Origin of the sequence: Acuticoccus mangrovi, from assembly GCF_016411865.1 — a bacterium.
GTDB lineage: Bacteria > Pseudomonadota > Alphaproteobacteria > Rhizobiales > Amorphaceae > Acuticoccus > Acuticoccus mangrovi.
The window spans coordinates 104,870-125,733 of record NZ_JAEKJA010000006.1 but is presented as its reverse complement, the minus strand read 5'-3'; the positions used below and the strand labels follow the sequence as shown (position 1 = coordinate 125,733).

General features: G+C 68.9%; 15 protein-coding genes. 11 read left to right on the top strand and 4 right to left on the bottom strand.

Annotated elements, in window-relative coordinates; all coding sequences use genetic code 11:
• Positions 1-18: 18 nt before the first annotated feature.
• Entirely contained in the window at positions 19-963 is a 945-nt protein-coding gene (locus tag JCR33_RS08550; protein WP_198881634.1) for a sugar ABC transporter substrate-binding protein, read from the top strand.
• On the top strand, positions 960-1,748 hold the full coding sequence (locus JCR33_RS08545; RefSeq protein WP_198881633.1) for an ATP-binding cassette domain-containing protein: 789 nt from the start codon (positions 960-962) through the stop codon (positions 1,746-1,748). Before JCR33_RS08550 ends, JCR33_RS08545 begins: the two co-directional genes overlap by 4 nt.
• Positions 1,749-1,814: 66 nt before the next feature.
• Here JCR33_RS08545 and JCR33_RS08540 read toward each other — a convergent pair whose 3' ends face one another.
• Together JCR33_RS08540 and JCR33_RS08535 are read right to left on the bottom strand one after the other, a co-directional pair.
• Complete coding sequence (locus JCR33_RS08540; RefSeq protein WP_198881632.1) at positions 1,815-2,249, bottom strand: DUF1489 family protein; 435 nt, start codon at positions 2,247-2,249, stop codon at positions 1,815-1,817.
• A 193-nt stretch (positions 2,250-2,442) separates the two neighbouring features.
• Positions 2,443-4,764 (bottom strand): ATP-binding protein, encoded by a 2,322-nt coding sequence (locus JCR33_RS08535; protein WP_198881631.1) that lies wholly within the window; start codon positions 4,762-4,764, stop codon positions 2,443-2,445.
• 261 nt (positions 4,765-5,025) lie between these two features.
• Here JCR33_RS08535 and JCR33_RS08530 point away from each other — a divergent pair, with 261 nt between their 5' ends.
• From JCR33_RS08530 to glnT, 7 genes are all read left to right on the top strand, one after another.
• Positions 5,026-5,844 (top strand): UDP-2,3-diacylglucosamine diphosphatase, encoded by an 819-nt coding sequence (locus tag JCR33_RS08530; protein ID WP_198881630.1) that lies wholly within the window; start codon positions 5,026-5,028, stop codon positions 5,842-5,844.
• Positions 5,841-6,875, top strand: a complete 1,035-nt coding sequence (locus tag JCR33_RS08525) for a glycosyltransferase family 4 protein (RefSeq protein ID WP_198881629.1) — start codon at positions 5,841-5,843, stop codon at positions 6,873-6,875. The genes JCR33_RS08530 and JCR33_RS08525 overlap by 4 nt, the downstream gene beginning before the upstream one ends.
• Positions 6,876-6,885: 10 nt before the next feature.
• Positions 6,886-8,502 (top strand): glucose-6-phosphate isomerase, encoded by a 1,617-nt coding sequence (pgi, locus tag JCR33_RS08520; protein WP_198881628.1) that lies wholly within the window; start codon positions 6,886-6,888, stop codon positions 8,500-8,502.
• Positions 8,503-8,656: 154 nt separating this feature from the next.
• Complete coding sequence (locus tag JCR33_RS08515) at positions 8,657-10,960, top strand: xanthine dehydrogenase family protein molybdopterin-binding subunit (RefSeq protein ID WP_198881627.1); 2,304 nt, start codon at positions 8,657-8,659, stop codon at positions 10,958-10,960.
• 131 nt (positions 10,961-11,091) lie between these two features.
• Complete coding sequence (locus JCR33_RS08510; RefSeq protein ID WP_232372444.1) at positions 11,092-12,237, top strand: acyl-CoA dehydrogenase family protein; 1,146 nt, start codon at positions 11,092-11,094, stop codon at positions 12,235-12,237.
• Between the two features lie 236 nt (positions 12,238-12,473).
• Positions 12,474-13,154: a L,D-transpeptidase gene (locus JCR33_RS08505; RefSeq protein WP_198881626.1), complete on the top strand. Its 681-nt coding sequence runs from the start codon at positions 12,474-12,476 to the stop codon at positions 13,152-13,154.
• Between the two features lie 93 nt (positions 13,155-13,247).
• Positions 13,248-14,546 carry a type III glutamate--ammonia ligase gene (glnT, locus tag JCR33_RS08500; RefSeq protein WP_198881625.1) on the top strand — a complete coding sequence of 433 codons (1,299 nt, stop codon included), beginning with the start codon at positions 13,248-13,250 and terminating at the stop codon, positions 14,544-14,546.
• Positions 14,547-14,549: 3 nt separating this feature from the next.
• Here glnT and JCR33_RS08495 read toward each other — a convergent pair whose 3' ends face one another.
• Positions 14,550-15,842: an adenylate/guanylate cyclase domain-containing protein gene (locus tag JCR33_RS08495; protein ID WP_198881624.1), complete on the bottom strand. Its 1,293-nt coding sequence runs from the start codon at positions 15,840-15,842 to the stop codon at positions 14,550-14,552.
• A 12-nt stretch (positions 15,843-15,854) separates the two neighbouring features.
• The gene (gene secA, locus JCR33_RS08490) at positions 15,855-18,686 is read right to left on the bottom strand and encodes a preprotein translocase subunit SecA (protein ID WP_198881623.1); all 2,832 of its coding nucleotides are present in this window, start codon (positions 18,684-18,686) and stop codon (positions 15,855-15,857) included.
• A gap of 147 nt (positions 18,687-18,833) precedes the next feature.
• Here secA and JCR33_RS08485 point away from each other — a divergent pair, with 147 nt between their 5' ends.
• Together JCR33_RS08485 and argJ are read left to right on the top strand one after the other, a co-directional pair.
• Positions 18,834-19,652 (top strand): peptidylprolyl isomerase, encoded by an 819-nt coding sequence (locus JCR33_RS08485; RefSeq protein WP_198881622.1) that lies wholly within the window; start codon positions 18,834-18,836, stop codon positions 19,650-19,652.
• Positions 19,649-20,860 (top strand): bifunctional glutamate N-acetyltransferase/amino-acid acetyltransferase ArgJ, encoded by a 1,212-nt coding sequence (gene argJ, locus JCR33_RS08480; RefSeq protein ID WP_198881621.1) that lies wholly within the window; start codon positions 19,649-19,651, stop codon positions 20,858-20,860. Before JCR33_RS08485 ends, argJ begins: the two co-directional genes overlap by 4 nt.
• Positions 20,861-20,864: the final 4 nt, after the last annotated feature.

Sequence of the window (20,864 nt, the reverse complement as noted above, 5' to 3'; positions counted from 1 at the left end):
CCAACGAGAGACATGTCCATGACGCTGAAACACCTTCTCGCGGCCGGCGCGCTCGCCCTCGCGGGCGCCCATGCCACCACCGCCGACGCTTTCGAGCTCGGCATCGTCGCCTTCCAGATGTCGGCCGAGACCCACGCCCGCGTCGCCAACGCCGCCGAGGCCGCCGCCAAGGAGAAGGGTTGGGACGTGACGGTGCTCAACTCCAACGGCGCCCTGCCCACCCACGCCGAGCAGATCGAGAACCTGGTGCAGCGCGGCGTCGACGCCATCATCCTCGCGATGTCGAAGCCGGTGCAGTTCGACGCCCAGATGGAGGCCGTGTCCGACGCCGGCATCCCCCTCATCACGGTGATGAGCGGCTCCTCCCCCTACGCGCTCTTCGACATCCAGGTGAACGAGTACGCCGTCGGCGCCGAGGCCGCCCTCTACCTCCTCGGTCAGCTCAACTACGAGGGCAAGATCCTGACGCAGCGCTTCGAATCCAACGTCGGCACCCGCATCCGCGGCAAGGTGCTCGACGTGGTGCTGTCGGAGAACACCGCCGTCGAAGAGGTCGGCAGCCACTCCATGGCCCGCACCCAGTCCTGGCAGGACGACGTGCGCAACGGCATGAGCGCGCTGATCCTGCAGAACGCCGGCAACTTCGACGGCATCTGGGCGTCGTTCGACGGTCAGGCCTTCATCATCGACGACCTCCTCGCCGAGCAGGGCATGTCGAAGGGCGATGTGGTGCTCGTCTCGGTGGACGGCGGCAAGGAGACCTTCCGCCGCATCGCCTCGCCCGACTCCATGCTGATGGCGAGCGTGGCGATCCCCTTCGAGGCGATGGGCGCGGCCGCCGTGGAGGCGATCGACCGCATCGCGGTGGGCGGCGAGCCGGTCGATGCCGTCGCCAGCGGCCCCTATCTCTACATGAACGCGGTGCTGGTCGATCAATCGAACGTCGACGAGTTCACCGAGTGAGCCTCACCGACGCGGCAGCCGCGCCGGGCCTTGCGACGAGCGAGGCCCTTCGCGTCCGCGGCGCCACCAAGACCTACGGCGCCGTGGAAGCCTTGCGCGGCGCCGACCTCACCGTCAGGCGCGGCACGGTGCACGCGGTGTGCGGCGACAACGGCGCCGGCAAGTCCACCCTCATCAAGCTGATCTCGGGGGTGGAGGCGCCCGACGGCGGCGAGATCTCGGTGGACGGGCGGCCGGTGCACTTCGCCGACCCCCACGCCGCCCTCGCGGCGGGCATCGCCACGATCCACCAGGACCTCGGCCTCGCCCCGCGCATGGCGATCTACCAGAACATCTTCATGGGGTCGGAGCTGACGCGCCGCATCCTCGGCGTGCCGGTGCTGCGGCGCCGCGCGATGATCGCGCGGTCGGCGGAGTTCCTCGCCCAGCTCAACTCGGCGATCACCGACATGACGGTGCCGGTCGACACCCTCTCCGGCGGCCAGCGCCAGGCGGTCGCCATCTGCCGGGCGCTGCGCTGGAAGGCCGAGACGATCATCATGGACGAGCCCACCGCCGCGCTCGGCGTGCGCGAGACGGCGCAGGTGCTCGCCCTGATCCGCCGGCTGCGCGAGCAGGGCGTCACCGTCATCCTCATCAGCCACAACATGGCCGACGTGGTGGCCGTCGCCGACAGCGTCACGATCCTGCGCGCCGGCCGCACGGTGCTGGAGCGCGCCACCGAGGGCCTCGACGCCGACAGCCTCTCCCACCTGATCCTCTTCGTCGGCGCCGAGGCCGCGTAGGCCGATCCCCGGCGGAAGGCAGGGCGGAGCGCGCAGCGCCCGCCGCTTCCCGCCCCCGACCGCGGTTCAGAGGAGGCAGAGCTCCATCAGATCGCGCCGCATCGTCTCCGGGATCGCGTCGTCGATCTCGCCGACGGCCCAGTCGGCCGGCGCGTCCGCCGGGCGCAGATAGCGCCAGCCCTGGAACGGGCGAGAGGGCCGCGGCCGCACCGCCACGAGCTCCGGGTGGAGGGCGATGTGGATGCGTCCGATACCGGACGCATCGGTGAAGGGCTCGAAGGCGAGGATGCGCTGGCGGGCCTGCAGCGAGCCCTTGATGACCCAATAGAGGCTGCCGCCGTCGAGCACCTCGTCCACCCGCTTCGGCGCCATGCGCGTGGTGATGCGGGCGGCCGCACTGCGCCCCGCGGCGGCGTGCTCGGCCGCCTGGCGCTCCGCCCACGCGCGCAAGTCGTCGAACGAGGCGGCACCGACCGCAAGCTTCAGAAGGTGAAGAGCCATAGGCTATGTGATGGCGCCGCGCCGCGGTCGGCGCAAGCCGGCGGCGTGAGCGATCCCCGCTATCCACGCCTCAATATATCCGCGCCTCAAGAGCGGTGCGTCCAGGAAGAGCCGAGCCGGTCTTCCGCCCCGGACCGCGCGCAGACGAGGAAGCCGGAGCCGGTTCGGTGCACGCGAGTTCATCGAACCAGATCTAGCGGTGCGGATCGTCCCCGCCATCGGGCTCCTCCGCCTCATCCCCATCGGCCTCGCCCGCATCGTCGTCGTCCCCGCGCGGCTCGGCGTCGTAGAGGAGCGCGTCGCCGCGGAACGGGTTGCCGTCGCCCTCGCCCGTCGGCTCGGCGGCATAGGATCCGTCCTCCGTGTCGGCGGACTCCTCGGGGCCGAAGTCGAGAGCGTCGTCGTCGTCGCCGATCTCGGGCTCTCCGGCGCCGAGGTCAGCCTCGTCCAGCGGCGTGGCGTCGTCCGTCTCCGGGGCCGCGAGGTCGTTGTCGGCGGCGGTCACCGGCGCATCGTCGGCCATCGCGGGGGTGGCGGTCGCAAACGGCTCGGCGTGGCCCGTTCCGGTGTCGGGCATCTCGGCGTCGGGCGCGCCGAGGGTGATCACCTCCGCCCCTTCGCCCACCTGATCGCCGGCGGCGAAGTGGACGGCCATGATGCGGGCTTCGGCCGCCGCCTTCACGGTGTGCTCCATCTTCATCGCCTCGATGGCGAAGAGCTTGGCGTCCCGCCCCACGACCTCGCCCGGCCGCACGAAGATCGCCACGATGCGGCCGTGCATCGGCGCGGCGGCGCTGTTGGCGGTCTCCTCCGCCTCGAGCACGCGGGAGAGCTGGTCCACCACCGAGATGCGCACCGCCCGCCCCGCCTCCACGGCGAAGGCGTCGCCGTCGGCCTCGATCACCCGGTCGCTGTCGGCCCGTCCGGTGAGGCCGTCGACCGTCAGGACGAGGCCGTCGGGACTGGCACGGAGGCGGGCGAGACGGTCGGCGCCGTCCACCTTGAGCGCGACTTCGGAGACCGCGTCGCCAGTGATGCGGAAGGCGTCGTTCTCGGCGAACGGATCCACCCAGCCGTTCGCCCCGGCGACGGGCGGCGGCGGCGCGGCGATCAGCGAGGTCGCGGCGTCCGCGATCGCCTGCGGGCTGACGGAGCCGCCGGTCAGCCCCTCGAGCTCGCGGTCGACGAAGCCCGTGTCGTGGCGCGCGTCGAGCACCTCCTCGTGCGTCACCACGGCGCGCAGGAAGGCGAGGTTGGTCTTGGGGCCGATCGCGACGGCGCGGTCGAGCGCGTCCGCCATCCGCGCCAGCGCGTCGGCCCGGTCGCGGCCGTGGACGATGATCTTCGCGATCATCGGATCGTAGAACGGGCTCACCGCGTCGCCCACCTCGACGCCGCTGTCGAGGCGCACGTCCTCCGGCACGCGCAGCGCCACGAGGCGGCCCGCCGACGGCATGAAGCCGTTGTCGGGATCTTCGGCATAAAGGCGGGCCTCCACGGCGTGGCCGTCGGGGCCCGGCGGATCGCCGTCGAGCGGCAATGGCTCGCCGGCGGCGACGCGCAGCTGCCATTCGACGAGATCGAGCCCCGTGACCATCTCGGTGACGGGGTGCTCCACCTGAAGGCGGGTGTTCATCTCCATGAAGAAGAAGCGATCGGCCGAGAGGCTTTCGCCGCCCTCCACGATGAACTCCACCGTGCCGGCGCCGACATAGCCGACCGCCTCGGCCGCCCGCACGGCGGCGGCGCCCATCGCGGCGCGCAGCTCCGGCGTCATGCCCGGCGCGGGCGCCTCCTCGATCACCTTCTGGTGGCGGCGCTGCACCGAGCAGTCGCGCTCGTGGAGCGACACGGTGCGCCCGTGGGCGTCGGCGAACACCTGCACCTCGATATGGCGCGGATTGTCGATGAAGCGCTCGACGAGCACGCGGCTGTCGCCGAACGCCGATTCCGCCTCGCGCTTGGCCGCCTCGAGCCCTTCCTCGAAGAGGATCGCCTTGTCGACCCGCCGCATGCCCTTGCCGCCGCCGCCGGAGATCGCCTTGATGAGCACCGGGTAGCCCACCTCGTAGGCCTTGCGCTTCAGGAAGGAGGGGTCCTGCAGATCGCCGTGATAGCCCGGTACCACCGGAACGCCGGCGCGCTCCATCAGCGCCTTCGCCTCCGACTTCGACCCCATGGCGCGGATCGCCGCGGCGGGCGGGCCGACGAAGACGATGCCGCTCGCCGCGCACGCCTCGGCGAAGGCCGCGTTCTCCGACAGGAAGCCGTAGCCCGGGTGGATCGCCGCGGCGCCGGCCTCCTGGGCGGCGGCGATGATGCGGTCCTTGTCGAGATAGGAGCGGCGGGCGTCGGCCGGGCCGATGAGGATCGCCTCGTCGGCGGTACGCACGTGCATCGCGTCCCGGTCGGCCTCCGAGTAGACGGCGACCGTGCGGATGCCGAGCCGACGCGCGGTCTTCATGATGCGGACGGCGATTTCGCCGCGGTTGGCGACGAGCAACTTGTCGAACATGGGTCCTCCCGGCGCGCGAGCCGCCGCGCGCCCTTCAGTCAGCCAATCACACCTATGGGCGGCGGCGCCACACACTCATAGAGGCCATTCACGGCTTCGGCGATGCCCCAATCGGCCGGCTCTCTCGCCCGGGGTGTGACCCTAGATCATCGCCCCCGCCACAACACCGCCTCCATCCCCCGCCCAGTTCATCCATAGGCTGTTCAGAGGCGGAACGAGTGTGGTAGCCCTCCCTCAGACATAGGCAAGCGGCAAGAATCAATGTCGGAAAAGGATGCGGCGGGCGACGGCAACGTCCGCAGGTTTCGCGCGCTCTTCTTGTCGGATATTCACCTTGGCACCCGTGGTTGCCAAGCAGAACTTCTGCTAGATTTCCTCCGATACCACGAAGCCGACAAAATCTACCTTGTCGGCGATATCATCGACGGCTGGCGCCTTAGAAAAACGTGGTATTGGCCGCAGACTCACAACGACGTGGTGCAGAAAATCTTGCGCAAGGGCCGCAAGGGGGCGTCGATCATCTATCTGCCCGGCAATCACGACGAGTTTCTGCGGGACTATCTCGGCACCCACTTCGGCGGTGTGGAGGTGGCCGATTCCGCCATCCACGAGACCGCCGACGGCAAGCGCCTCCTCGTCATCCACGGTGACCAGTTCGACGTGGTGGTGCGGCACGCCAAATGGCTCGCCTTCCTCGGCGACTGGGCCTACGTCACGGCGTTGAGCCTCAACACCTGGGTCAACATCGTGCGGCGCAAGCTCGGCCTCACCTACTGGTCGCTGTCGGCCTGGGCCAAGCTGAAGGTCAAGAACGCGGTGTCCTTCATCGGCCAGTTCGAGCAGGCGCTCGCCTCCGAGGCGAAGCGCCGCGGTGCCGACGGCATCATCTGTGGCCACATTCATCATCCGGTCATGCACGACACGCATGGGACGCGCTACATCAACACGGGGGACTGGGTGGAGAGCTGCAGCGCCGTGGCCGAGCTTCAGGACGGGACGTTCGAACTCATTCACTGGACGCGGCTGCGCCACCAGACGGCGGCGACGCCCGCCCCCAATCCGCGCGCGGAAGCTGCATGACGCGTCTCGCCCTCGTGACGGATGCCTGGCATCCGCAGGTGAACGGCGTCGTGCGCACCCTCGACACCACGCGCAAGGAGCTCGAAAAGCTCGGCATCGGCGTCACCATGGTCACCCCGGCCGCCTATAAGACGGTGCCGATGCCGACCTATCCGGAGATCCGCCTCACCATCACGCGGCCGAGCCGGGTCTATCGCGAGCTCGACGAGGCGGCGCCGGACTACATCCATATCGCCACCGAAGGCCCGCTCGGCATGCTCGCCCGCCGCTGGTGCAAGTTCAACGGCATGGGCTACACCACGAGCTACCACACGCGCTTTCCCGAATATATCCGGGCGCGGGCGCCGATCCCGCTGTCGATCTCCTACGCGATGGTGCGCAACTTCCACAACGCCGGCGTCGGCTGCATGGTGTCCAACGGCACGCTCGAGAAGGAGCTCGCCGCGCGCGGCTTCCGGCGGCTGATGCGCTGGGTGCGCGGCGTCGACACCGTCACCTTCGACCCCGACGTTCCGCCCGCCTTCACCGATCTGCCCCGGCCGATCTTCCTCAACGTGGGGCGCGTGTCGGTGGAGAAGAATATCGACGCCTTCCTGAAGCTCGACCTGCCCGGCACCAAGATGGTGGTGGGCGACGGGCCGGCCCTCCCCGCCCTCAAGGCGCGCTATCCGGACACCGTGTTCGTGGGCTCGCGCATCGGCGAGGCGCTCACCGCGTGCTACACGTCCGCCGACGTGTTCGTGTTTCCCAGCCTGACCGACACCTGGGGACTCGTGCAGATGGAGGCGCTCGCCTGCGGCGTGCCCGTCGCCGCCTTCCCGACCACCGGCCCGCTCGACGTGATCGCCGACTCCGGTACCGGCGCGCTCGACGAGGACCTGAAGAAGGCCTGCCTCGCCGCGCTGGAGATCCCCCGCGACAGATGCCGCGCCTATGCGCTGGGCTTCTCGTGGGAGGAGAGCGTAAAACAATTCTGGGAGAACCTTCAAACCGCCAACCGCATTCACCTCTCGACATCCAAAGCTGCTTGAGGATCCGCCGATGACCGCAGTCGAAGCCCTGCGCCGCCATCAAACCGAGCTCGCGGAGAGCTTCCACCTGCGCGCCGCGTTCGCGGCGGATCCCGACCGGGCCGAGCGCTTCGCCGCGCAGGAGGGCGACCTCCTGCTCGACTATTCGAAGAACCTCATCACCGACGAGACGATGAAGCTCCTCCTCGCCCACGCCCGCGACGCGGGGGTGGAGGCGCTGCGCGATCGCATGTTCGCCGGCGACGCCATCAATCTCACCGAGAACCGCCCGGTGCTCCACGTGGCGCTGCGCAACCCCGGCCCCTTCCGGGTCGACGGGCACGACGTGTCGCAGGACGTCGCCGCCGTACTCGGGCGCTTTCTCGCCTTCGCCGACGGCGTGCGCTCCGGCGAGATCGCCTCCTCCGACGGGCGGCCGTTCACCGACGTCGTCAACATCGGCATCGGCGGCTCCGACCTCGGCCCCCGCATGGCGGTGCGCGCCCTCTCGCCCTACCGCGAGGGCGGCCCCAAGGTGCACTTCGTCGCCAACGTCGACGGCGCCGACATCGCCGACACCCTCGCCGGGCTCGACCCCGCCCGCACCCTCTTCCTCATCGCCTCCAAGACCTTCACCACCCAGGAGACGATGACCAACGCCGCCACCGCCCGCCGCTTCATCGTGGAAGCGCTCGGCGAGGCGTCCGTCGGCGCCCACTTCGCGGCGATCTCCACGGCGCTGCCCAAGGTGGCCGAGTTCGGCATCGCCGAAACGCGCACCTTCGGCTTCTGGGACTGGGTGGGCGGACGCTACTCGGTGTGGTCGGCGATCGGCCTGTCGCTGGCGATCGCCGTCGGCGGCCGCAACTTCCGCGCCTTCCTCGCCGGCGGCGCCACGGCGGACACGCATTTCCGCGAGCGGCCGATGCGCAGCAACATCCCCTTCATCACGGGGCTGTTGGGCCACTGGTACCGGACTTTCTGGGGCTACACTTCCCACGCGGTGCTGCCCTACGACCAGCGCCTCGTGGAGTTCACCGCCCACCTCCAGCAGGTGGACATGGAATCGAACGGCAAGAGCGTGACCCGCGCCGGCACCCCGGTGTCCGGGCCGACGGGCGCCGTGGTGTTCGGCGAACCGGGCACCAACGGCCAGCACGCCTTCTACCAGCTCCTCCACCAGGGCACCGATCCGATCCCGGCCGACTTCCTCATCGCCGCCGAGCCGCACGAGGCGCTCGGCGACCACCACGCCAAGCTCATCGCCAACGCCCTCGCCCAGACCCAGGCGCTGATGCGCGGCCGCACGCTGGAGGAAGCGAAGCGCCAACTCCTCGACAAGGGCCTGTCGGAGGCCGACGCCGTGCGCCTCGCCCCGCATCGCGTGTTTCCGGGCAACCGCCCCAGCAACACCCTCGCCTACCACACGCTCGACCCGCACACCCTCGGCATGCTCCTCGCCTTCTACGAGCACAAGGTGTTCGTGGAGGGCGCGCTGTGGGGCATCAACTCGTTCGACCAGTGGGGCGTGGAACTTGGCAAGGAACTTGCCAACGAGCTGTTGCCGGCGGTGATGGGCGGGACGGTGCCGAAGAGCGCCGACTCGTCCACACGCCAACTGCTGGCGCACCTCGTCACAAAGGAGTAGCGTCGGGCGCTGGGTCTCTCGGTGCAGCGGTGGACCGCTCGGGTCCGTCGGCGCCGCTCTCCTCCATCATTCGCCATTGGCGGGGCGCGCGTGTCCCGCTATTGGCATGCGGTCCGCACGGGCCTCAGACTTCAAGCTTGCGGGGATTGTCTCCATGAACGACATGACGATGGCAAAATTCGGCATGGGCGCATCCGCGCTCCGCGTCGAGGATCGGGCGTTCATCACCGGCCACGGCCACTATGTGGACGACTATCGCCCGGAGGGCACCCTCTACGCCGTGATGGTGCGCTCGCCGATCGCGGCGGGAACCTTCACGATCAACGACATCGAGGCCGCCCGCGAGGCGCCCGGCGTCAAGCTCGTCCTCACCCATGACGACGTCACGGCGCTGAACCCCCTTCCCTGCCGCGGCGCCGCCACGCAGGAGGACGGCAGCGAGACCTGGATCCCCACCCACTACGCCCTCGCCAAGGACACGGTGCGCCACGTGGGCGACTCCGTCGCCATGGTGGTGGCGGAAACGCTGGCCGAGGCGCTCGACGCCGCCGAGCTGATCGACATCGATTGGGCCTCCACCGACTGCGTGACCGACACCAAGGCCGCGCTCGAGGACGGCGCCCCGCTGGTCTGGCCCGAGCACGGCAGCAACCTCGCCTTCCGCTATGCCACCGGCGACAAGGCGGCGACCGAAGCCGCCTTCGCCAAGGCGCACAAGGTGGCGAAGCTGGAGCTCATCAACAACCGCGTCGTCACCAACTACATGGAGCCGCGCGGCGCGGTGGGCGAGTACGACCCCGCCACCGACCGCTTCACCCTCACCGCCGCCACTCAAGGTGGCCACGGCATGCGCAACGTGCTGTCGGAAATCCTGAAGATCGAGGAAGCCAAGCTGCGCGTGGTTACGCCCGACGTCGGCGGCGGCTTCGGCACCAAGATCTTCGTCTACGTCGAATATCCGCTGCTCCTGCTCGCCGCCAAGGCCACCGGCAAGCCGGTGAAGTGGACCTGCGGCCGCTCCGAGGCCTTCCTCGCCGACAGCCAGGGCCGCGACAACGTCACCACCGCCGAGCTGGCGATGGACGAGAGCGGCAAGTTCCTCGCCCTGCGCGTGGATCTCAAGGCGGCGATGGGCGGCTATCTCGCCCAGTTCGGCCCCTACATCCCGAACGGCGGCAGTACCATGTCGACCGGCGTCTACGACATCCCGGCGCTCTACTGCGCCATCAAGGGCATCTACACCAACACGCTGCCCACCGACGCCTATCGCGGCGCCGGCCGGCCGGAGGCCTCCTACACCATCGAGCGCCTGGTGGACGAGGCGGCGCGCGTCATGGGCATCGACCGCCTCGAGCTTCGCCGGCGCAACTTCGTCAAGCCCGAGCAGATGCCCTACACCACGGCGGCGGGCCGCATCTACGACACCGGCGAGTTCGACGGGCACATGACCCGCGCCCTCGAGGTCGCCGACTGGGACGGCTTCGCCGCCCGCGCCAAGGAGAGCGCCGCCAAGGGGCTCTACCGCGGCATTGGCCTCTCCACCTACATCGAGGCGTGCGCCTTCCCGGGCTCGGAGCGGGCGGAGCTGCAGCTCGGCACCACCGGCAAGCTCACCCTCCTGATCGGCACCCAGTCGAACGGTCAGGGACACGCGACGGCCTACACCCAGATCATCGCCGAGCATCTCGGGATCGATCCGGCCGAGATCGAGGTGATCCAGGGCGACACCGACCGGGTGAAGACCGGCGGCGGCACGGGCGGCTCGCGCTCGATCCCGCTCGGCTTGCCGTCCGTCGACGCCGCATCGATCGAGCTCGCCAACAAGCTCAAGGAGCTCGCGAGCGACAAGCTGGAGGCCGCCCCCGAGGACCTCGAGATCTCCGACGGCGCCGTGCGCGTGGTGGGCACCGACCGCTCGGTCACCTTCGGCGATCTCGGCGGCGGCGCGCCGATCTCCGCCGCAGGCCAGGTGAAGCAGGACCAGCCCACCTTCCCCAACGGCACCCATGTCTGCGAGCTCGTGGTCGACCCGGCGACGGGCATCGTGTCGATCGAGCGCTACGTCATCGTCGACGATTACGGCGTGGCGGTGAACCCGGTTCTCCTCGAAGGCCAGGTGCACGGCGGCACGGCGCAGGGCATCGGCCAGGCGCTACTCGAGCACACCGTCTACGACGACGAGGGACAGCTCATCACCGCCTCCCTCCTCGACTATGCGATGCCGCGGGCGGAGGACATTCCCTTCTTCCACTTCGAGATGCGCAACGTGCCCTCCAAGCACAACGCGTTCGGCATCAAGGGCGCCGGCGAGGCGGGCTCCATCGGCTCCTGCGGCGCGGTGATGAACGCGGTGGTCGACGCCGTCTCCCGCGGCTGCGGCGTCACCCACGTGAACATGCCCGCCACCCCGTCGGTTCTCTGGCAGACGATCAACGACGCCACCGCCAAGGCGGCCTGACGGGGCGCACCCGCCGCCACCGGCACAGCGCCCGCACGCTTGACAAGGGCCCCTCCGCGGGGCCCTTCGTCGTCACGGGAGAAGGTGCACCATAGGGCGTCGGATCCCCGCTCAGCGCACTGGGGGCCCGGATGGACGACGAGATCACCATGATCGCCGACGCTGCGGCGCGGATCGCGGCGGAGCATCTCGCCCCCTTCGCCGAGACGCTGGACCGGGGCCGCGAAGGCGCCCTCGAAGGCTTCCTCGCCAACCTCAAGCGCCTCGCCGACAACGGCTTCATGGCGATCAACGTGCCGGCGGCCTATGGCGGCACCGAGGCCGGCGCCGTCGCCTTCGCCCGCGTCGTGGAGGAGCTCGCCAAGGCCTGCGCCTCGACCGCCGTCACCGTGTCCGTCACCAACATGGTGGGCGAGATCATCGCCGCGGTGGGAAGCGAGGCGCAAAAAGAAGCCTATCTGCCGAAGCTCGCCGACGGCACCTATCCCGCCGGCGCCTTCTGCCTCACCGAGGCCGGGGCGGGCTCCGATCCCGCCGGCATGCGCACCCGCGCCGTGCGCGATGGCGACGACTACGTCCTCAACGGCACCAAGCTCTACATCACCTCCGCCGAATATGCCGGGGTGTTCGTGGTGTGGGCCGTCACCGATCCCGACGCGCCCAAGGGGCGGGGCATCTCGTGCTTCCTCGTGGAGGCCGGCACCCCCGGCCTCGTCATCGGAAAGCGGGAGCAGAAGCTCGGCCAGCACGGCTCGGCGACCAACATCGTCACCCTGGAGGACTGCCGCGTGCCGGCCTCAGCGATGCTCGGGGCGCAGAATGCCGGCTTCCGCATCGCCGTCGGCGAGCTGGCGGGCGGACGCATCGGCATCGCCTCCCTCGCCCGCGGCATCGCCCGCGCCGCGCTCGAGGCGGCGATCGCCTACGCCAAGGAGCGCGAGCAGTTCGGCGCCCCCATTGCCGCCATGCAAGGGCCGCAGTGGATGATCGCCGATGCGGCCACCGAGCTCGAGGCCGCCCGCCTCCTGATCCTGGAAGCCGCGCGGCTCAAGGACGCCGGCCTGCCCTACGCCCGCGCCGCATCGATGGCGAAGCTCTATTCCACCGAGGCCGCCCAGCGCGTCACCTACCTCGCCCTCCAGCTCCACGGCGGGGCCGGCTACCTCACCGACCATCCGGTGGAGCGGTACACGCGCGACGTGCGGATCACGACCATCTACGAGGGCACGAGCGAGATCCAGCGGATGATCATCGCCCGCGACGTGCTCGGCGGCTGAGGCTCGAAACAGGACCGCAGGCGGTTAGTTTCGGCCGGTTTCCGGGCGTTTTCGTTGTAGCGAGAACACACCTCCCGCGGATGCGCTGGCGGTTCGGCTCACGAAGCCTTGATCAGCCCACCTACGCCCTCGAGTTGATGCTTCTATCCAACATGGTCGGTGACGCACGAAGCCATCGCCCGAGCGCCTGCACATGCGCATCGGGATCGAGGCCTCGTCCCTAAGGAACAGAGGATATGACGGAGACGAACAATTCATTAAGCCGCCGCGCCTTCTGCGTGCTGGGTGCGGCGGGGGCGACGGCTGCGCTCGCCGGTTGCGTCGCCGATGGCGGCAGCTTCCAGGCAGCGACGCTCGGCTACCGCCCGGTGCCGCAGCTCGGGGCGCCCGACAAGGAGGCCTTCACCCTTCCCCGCGTCGACATGGACTCGATCCCGAAGGAGTTCCACCGCCAGTATGTCGACCACTCCGGCAAATATGCGCCGGGCACCATCGTGGTCGACACGGCCAATCGCCACCTCTACCTCATCGTCGACGACAGCACCGCCATCCGCTACGGCATCGGCGTCGGCCGCGAGGGCTTCTCGTGGGGCGGCCAGGCACGGGTCGGTCGCAAGTCCGAGTGGCCGACCTGGACGCCGCCGTCCAACATGATCCGCCGCGAGCCCGATCTGAAGAAATATGCGAGCGGTATGCCGGGTGGCCCGTCGAACCCGCTCGGCGCGCGCGCGCTCTACCTCTACAAGGGCAACCGCGACACGCTCTACCGCCTCCACGGCACCAACAACCCGCGCTCCATCGGTCAAGCCATGTCGTCGGGCTGCATCCGCATGCTCAATACCGACGTGATCGACCTCTACGAGCGCGTCCCGGTGGGCTCCAAGGTGGTGGTGAACCACGGCGCCGCCACCGTCTGAGCCGTCGGCGCGCCGCACCCGCGGCGCGCGCCTCGCCCGGCCCCGATCTTGCCTGTCGTCCATCACCTGGAGCGATCAGAACGGAGCCACTTGATGACGACGGACCTTGAAGCGGCGGCGCGGGAGAAGGGCATCCGCCACTTCCTCATCTCCTACACCGACCTCTTCGGCACCCAGCGCGCCAAGCTCGTCCCCGCCTCGGCGATCGGTGCGATGGCGAAGTCCGGTGCGGGCTTCGCGGGGTTCGCCACCTGGCTCGACATGACGCCGGCGGACCCCGACATGTTCGCCGTCCCCGACGCCTCCACCCTCATCCAGCTGCCGTGGAAGCCCGAGGTGGGCTGGGTCGCCGCCGATCTCTACATGGAGGGCGAGGCCGTCGCCGCCTCGCCCCGCCACACCCTGCGCCGGGTGCTGGAGGCCGCCGAGAGCGCCGGCTTCACCATGAAGTCGGGCGTCGAGTGCGAGTTCTTCCTCATCGCGCCCGACGCGTCGGCCGTCTCCGACCCGCGCGACTTCCAGGCCAAGCCCTGCTACGATCAGTCCTCCCTCATGCGCCGCTTCGACGTGATCGCCGAGATCTCGGAGGCGATGCAGGCGCTCGGCTGGGGCCCCTACCAGAGCGACCACGAGGACGCCAACGGCCAGTTCGAGATGAACTGGGACTATGCCGACGCCCTCGTCACCGCCGACCGCCACGCCTTCTTCAAGTACATGGTGAAGGCGATCGCGGAGAAGCACGGGCTGCGGGCGACCTTCATGCCGAAGCCCTTCACCAACCTCACCGGCAACGGCTGTCACGCCCACGTCTCACTGTGGCGCGGCGAGACCTGCGTGACCGCCGACGAGGCCGACCCGCTGGGGATCTCGGCCACCGCGCGCGCCTTCCTCGGCGGCCTCCTGCACTCCGCCGAGGCGCTGACGGCGATCGCCAACCCCACCGTGAACTCCTATAAGCGCATCAACGCTCCGGCGACCCTTTCCGGCGCCACCTGGTCGCCGTCGAGCGTCACCTGGTCGGGCAACAACCGCACGCACATGATCCGCATCCCCGAGGGGGGCCGCTTCGAGCTGCGCCTCGCCGACGGCGCCGCCAACCCCTACCTCCTGCAGGCCGTGATCCTCGCCGCGGGGCTCGACGGCATCGCCAACAGCCGCGATCCCGGCGCGCCGCTCGATATCAACATGTACACCGAAGGCCACACCGTCAGCGGCGTGAAAACGCTGCCGCTCAACCTCCTCGACGCGCTGCGCGCGCTCGAAGCCTCCGCCGCGCTCACCGACGGTCTCGGCCCGGTGGTGCCCGCCTATCTGAAACTGAAGCAGGCGGAGTGGAACGCCTACTGCCATCACCTGACGGAGTGGGAGCGAGAGACGACGCTCGACTGCTGACCGTCAGGCGAGCCGCATCCTCGAGCGCGGCTCCTCCTTCGGCACCACGTCGCCGACGGCGGAGGCGAGCATCGCGCCATAGTCCCTCGGCGCAAAGAGCTCCTGCGGCTCGGCGACGCCGTCGAGGTCGAACGAGCCCAGCGAGCGCCACTCCTCGGGGTGGCCGGACGCGATGGCGTGGGTGCCGATCACCGGCTCGCCGAGCACCTTGGTCAGCCGCTCCAGCCGGCTGACGCGGTTGGCGGTCGGTCCGACGACGGAGAAGGTGAGCCGCTCGGCGATGCCGATATTGCCGTACATCAGCGTCCCGACGTCCATCGCGATGCCGGCGATCTCGGCCAGCGACTGCCGCCCCCCGAGATCGGCGGCATGGGCGCAGCGGAACGCCTCCAGCTGCAGCATCACCTGGCACGTCGCCTCGAGCGCGTTGGCGAGGCCCTCCTCGCCGAGCGGGAAGATGGCGAACACCGCATCGCCCACGAAGTCCAGGATCTCCCCGCCCGCTTCCGCCACCGGGCCGGCCGTGGCGGAGAAGAAGTCGTTGAGGAGCGGAATGTAGCAGGCCATGCCGAGCCGCTCGCAAAGGGCGGTCGAGCCGCGCAGGTCGCAGTACCAGACGACCGCGTCGAGCGCCTCGGAGCCGCCGCGCAGGATCTGCCCCGACATCACCCTCTGACCGGCGGTGCGACCGAGATAGGTCACGGCCATCGAGTAGCGCATGTCGTTCTGAACGGCGGAGCGGATCGCGAGGGCGAGCATGTAGCGCAGCCGCTGGAGCACCGCGACGTGGTCCTCGCCGAAGCCGCCCGGCGCGTCGGAGCACACCGAGATGATACAGCCCGCGCCCGGCTCGCGCTTCCGGTGACCGCGCCCGAAGCCCACCAGCATCGACAGATAGTCGGTGTAGCCGTCGCCGGCGAGCTCGTCGAAGATCGGGAACTGACGCGGCGCCGTCGTCGCGTCGAGCCGGTAGCGCAAGGTGTCGACGCCGTGCTCGAGCACATAGCGCAGCGGCGAGCGCATGAACGCCTCGCTGGCCTCACCCTCGTCGTGGCGGTAGCGCTCGCTCACGGTGCCGTGGCCCAGGCGCCACATGATGCTCTGGCTGAAATAGAGCGGATTGAGGAGGCGCCAGACGACCATCACCCTCGCGACGGGCAGGCCGCCTTCGCGCAGTCGGTCGCAGACCGTGGCGAGGGCGTCCGCGATGGGCTCGTCCTCGAGCGAGGCGATGGCGAGATATTCTTCCAGCTCGCCGACGAGCGTCAGAAAAGCGGGGGAAGGCGTCACGGGCATCCCCCGCTCTCCTCACACGGCGCGGCCGTGGCAGTGCTTGTATTTCTTGCCGGAGCCGCAGGGGCAGAGCTCGTTGCGGCTCACCTTGCCCCAGGTGGCGGGGTTGTTGGGGTCGCGCGCGGGCGGCTTGCGCGTGCGCGTCGCCGGCTCCGCGACCGCCACGTCGCCATCGGCGGCAGGCTCGGCGTAGGCCGGCTCGGCGGTGCTGAACTCGTCGTCGCCCGTCGTCGGATCGAGATGGTGGGGGGCGAAGCTGTCGATGTCCTCCGGCTGCTCCGGCTGGGGCGGCGCGGCCTGGATCTCGATGCGGGCGAGCTGCGCCGTCACGGCGATGCGCAGCTCCGACAGCATCGCCTCGAACAACTCGAACGCCTCGGTCTTGTACTCGTTGAGCGGATCGCGCTGCGCGTAGCCGCGGAAGCCGATCACCGAGCGCAGGTGGTCGAGGCTCGCAATGTGCTCGCGCCAGAGATGGTCGAGCGTCTGCAGCAGCACCGACTTCTCCACCTGCCGCCAGATCTCCGAGGTGTACTTCGCGACCTTGCGCGCCGCCGCCTCGTCGGTCGCCTTCTTGAGGCGCTCGCGGATCTCCTCGTCGGCGATCCCCTCCTCGTGGGCCCAGTCCACCACCGGCAGGTCGAGATCGAAGATCCGGCGCACCTCCTCGGCGAGGCCCTTGGTGTCCCACTGCTCGGGATAGGCCTTCTCGGGGATGTGCTTGGCTACGATCATGTCGATCACGTCGTAGCGCATCTCGTTGATCGTATCGCGGACGTGGTCGTCCAGCATCAGCTCGCGACGCTGCTCGAAGATGACCTTGCGCTGGTCATTCATCACGTCGTCGTACTTGAGGATGTTCTTGCGCTGATCGAAGTTGCGCGCCTCGACCTTCTGCTGCGCCTTTTCGAGCGCGCGGTTGATCCAGGGGTGGACGATCGCCTCGCCCTCTTCGAGGCCGAGCCGCTGCAGCATGCCGTCCATCCGCTCGGAGCCGAAGATGCGCATCAGATCGTCCTGCAGCGACAGGAAGAAGCGCGAGCGGCCCGGGTCGCCCTGACGGCCGGAGCGGCCGCGCAGCTGGTTGTCGATGCGGCGCGACTCGTGGCGTTCGGTGGCGAGCACGAAGAGACCGCCCGCCTCGAGCGCCTTCTTCCTCAGTTCGGCGATGCGCTCGTTGATCGCCGCTTCCTTGGCCGCCCGCTCCGGGTCGGTCCCCTCCTCGGGCATCGGGCCGAGCTCTTCCTCGATCAGCATCTCGGCGTTGCCGCCGAGCTGGATGTCGGTGCCGCGGCCGGCCATGTTGGTGGCGATGGTGATCGCGCCCGGCACGCCGGCCTGGGCGATGATCTTCGCCTCCTGCTCGTGGTAGCGGGCGTTCAGCACCTGGAAGGTGGGCTTACCGCCCTTCGACGTCTCGCCGACCTTGATGGCGGCGTCCGCGGCGGTCACGTCGCGCTGGCGGAAGCCGTCCTTCTTCAGCCGCTCGGCGAGCTGCTCGGATTTCTCGATCGAGGTGGTGCCGACGAGGATCGGCTGGCCACGCTCGTGCGCCTCGCGGATCAGCTTCAGGATCGCGGCGTATTTCTCGTCCTGGGTGCGGTAGACCTCGTCGTCCTCGTCGACGCGCTGCACCGGCACGTTGGTCGGGATCGACACCACGTCCAGCTTGTAGATGTCCATGAACTCTTCCGCCTCGGTGGCGGCGGTGCCCGTCATGCCGGCGAGCTTGTCGTACATGCGGAAATAGTTCTGGAAGGTGATCGAGGCGACCGTCTGGTTCTCCGGCTGGATCGGCTGCTTTTCCTTCGCCTCCAGCGCCTGGTGCAGGCCCTCGCCGTAGCGGCGGCCCGGCATCATGCGGCCGGTGAACTCGTCGATGATGATCACCTCGCCGCTCTTCACGATGTAGTCGCGGTCGCGCTGGAACAGCTTGTGGGCACGAAGCGCCTGCTGCAGGTGGTGCACCACGGAGACGTTCTCGACGTCGTAGAGCGACTCGCCCTTCAGAAGGTTCGCCTCGGCGAGCAGCGTCTCGAGCTTCTCGTTGCCCGCCTCGGTGAAGGTCGCCGTGCGCAGCTTCTCGTCGATCTCGTAGTCGTCCGGCTCGAGCTTCGGCACGAAGGTGTCGATGGCGTTGTAGAACTCGGAGCGATCCTCGAGCGGGCCGGAGATGATCAGCGGCGTGCGCGCCTCGTCGATGAGGATCGAATCGACCTCGTCGACGATCGCAAAATTGTGGCCGCGCTGGACCATCGCGCGGACGTCGTATTTCAGATTGTCGCGCAGATAGTCGAAGCCGTACTCGTTGTTGGTGCCGTAGGTGATGTCGGCGGCGTAGGCGGCCTTGCGCTCGGCGTCGGTCTTGCCGTGGACGATGATGCCCGTCGTCAGGCCGAGGAAGCCGTAGACACGCCCCATCCAGCCGGCGTCGCGCTCGGCGAGATAGTCGTTCACCGTGACGACGTGCACGCCCTTGCCGGCGAGCGCGTTCAAATAAACGGGAAGCGTCGCGACGAGCGTCTTGCCCTCACCGGTTCGCATTTCAGCGATGCCACTTTCGTGAAGCACCATCCCGCCGATCAGCTGCACATCGAAATGGCGCTGCCCGAGCGTGCGCTTGGCGGCCTCGCGAACGGTCGCGAACGCGGGGACGAGAATGTCGTCGAGGGTCTTGCCGGCCGCGAGGGCGGCACGGAACTCATCGGTCTTCGCCTTCAGCTCAGCGTCGGACAGCCGCACGAAGTCGGGTTCAGCGGCATTGATTGCGTCTACGCGGCTGCGGTAGCCCTTGACGCGACGGTCGTTCGCCGAGCCGAAGAGGCGTTTGGTCAGGGTGCCGAGCATCCAATTTCCTTCGTCGAAGCGGAGCGGCGCGCGGCAACGACCAGCGCTATGCGGCAAAATTGCTGTCTGGCGCGCGCGATCCGACATATGTTTGGCGGGAGGGCATGTCAAACAAGGCGCCCTACGCCCATAAGAGGGACCTTACCCATGTTTAAGCGTATCTTTGGCGTCGTGGCGATGGCTGCTGCGCTCGGCACAACATCGGCACTCGCCCAAGAGCCCGCCGATGTCGTCGCCACCGTCAACGGCGATCCGGTCACCATGGCCGACGTCGCCTTCGCCTACGCCACCCTCGGCGACACGATGAGCCGCGTTCCCCCCGAGCAGCGCCAGGAGATGGTGACCAACCTCGTCATCGACATGCACGTCCTCGCCGACGCGGCGAAGAAGGCCGGCTACGACGAGGATCCGGACTACCAGCACCGCCTCGCCTACCTCACCACCCAGGCGCTGCGCGAAATCTACATGGACAAGGTGATCAACCCCAAGATCACCGAGGACGCGGTGCACGCTCGCTACGACGAGGAAGTCGCCAACATGGGCTCGCGCGAGGAGGTCAGCGCCTCCCACATCCTCGTGTCCGACGAGGACAAGGCCAAGGAGCTCATCAAGGAGATCGAGGGCGGCGCCGACTTCGCCAAGCTCGCCCAGGAGAACAGCCAGGATCCGGGCTCGGCCCAGCGCGGCGGCTCGCTCGGCTTCTTCGGCAAGGGGCAGATGGTCCCCGAGTTCGAGGCGGCGGCCTTCGCCTTGGAGCCCGGCGAGGTGACGACGGAGCCGGTGAAGTCGCAGTTCGGCTGGCACATCATCAAACTGGACGACAAACGGATCGCCGAAATCCCCCCCTATGATCAGGTCAAGGATCAGATTCGCCAAATCATGACACGTGAGGCCTATGTTCAGGAGGTCGCACGGCTTAAAGAGAATGCGACCATCGAACGCACGACCCCTCAAGACGCCCAATGACCCCATCCCCCTTCGCCCCCGTCATCCCCTTCGACCCGCCGGCTCTCGACGGTGTCGCGATCGCAACCGCCATGGCCGGGATCAAGGTCAAGGGGCGAAGGGACGTCCTGCTGATGGCCTTCGCGGAGGCCACCACGGTGGCGGGCGTGTTCACCACGTCCCGCTGCGCCTCGGCGGCGGTGGACTGGTGCCGCGCCAACATCGTAGACGGCAAGGCGCGGGCGCTGCTCGTCAACTCGGGCAACGCCAACGCCTTCACGGGGATGAAGGGCCGCGCCGCCACCAAGGCCTCGGCCGACATGGTGGCGCAGGCGCTCGGCATCGCGCCGGAGGAGGTGATGCTCGCCTCCACCGGCGTGATCGGCGAACCGCTCCAGACCGAGAAGTTCGCCGCCGTGATGGACGAGCTCGTCGGCTCCCTCTCCCCCGAGGGCTGGGATGATGCCGCCCGCGCCATCATGACCACCGACACCTATCCCAAGGCGGCGAGCCGCAGCGTGGAGATCGGCGGCAAGACGATCACCATCAACGGCATCGCCAAGGGCTCGGGCATGATCGCGCCGGACATGGCGACGATGCTCTCCTTCGTCGCCACCGACGCCGACATTCCGGCCGACGTCCTGAAGGCGATGCTGTCGAACGGCGTCGCCAAGAGCTTCAACAAGATCACCGTCGATTCCGACACTTCCACCTCCGACACGGTGATCGCCTTCGCCACCGGCACCGCCGACGTGCTGATCACCGACGTCGCCGGCCCGTTCGCCGACGCGCTCGACGATCTCCTCCTGGAGCTCGCCCATCTCGTGGTGAAGGACGGCGAGGGCTGCACGAAATTCGTGGCGGTGACCGTGGCGGGCGCCGAGAGCGACAGCTCGGCCGAGAAGATCGCCCGCACCATTGCCGACTCGCCGCTGGTGAAGACCGCCATCGCCGGCGAGGACGCCAACTGGGGCCGCGTCGTCATGGCCGTGGGCAAGGCGGGTGAGCCCGCCGACCGCGATCGCCTCGCCATCTGGTTCGGCAACGTGCGCGTCGCCGTCGACGGCGAGCGCGACCCGGCCTATTCCGAAGAGGTGGTCTCCGCCGTCATGCGCAAGCCGGAGATCACCATCAAGGTGGACCTCGGGCTCGGCTCGGGCACCAATACGGTCTGGACATGCGACTTGACGAAAGCCTACGTCGCCATCAACGGCGACTATCGAACCTGACGGC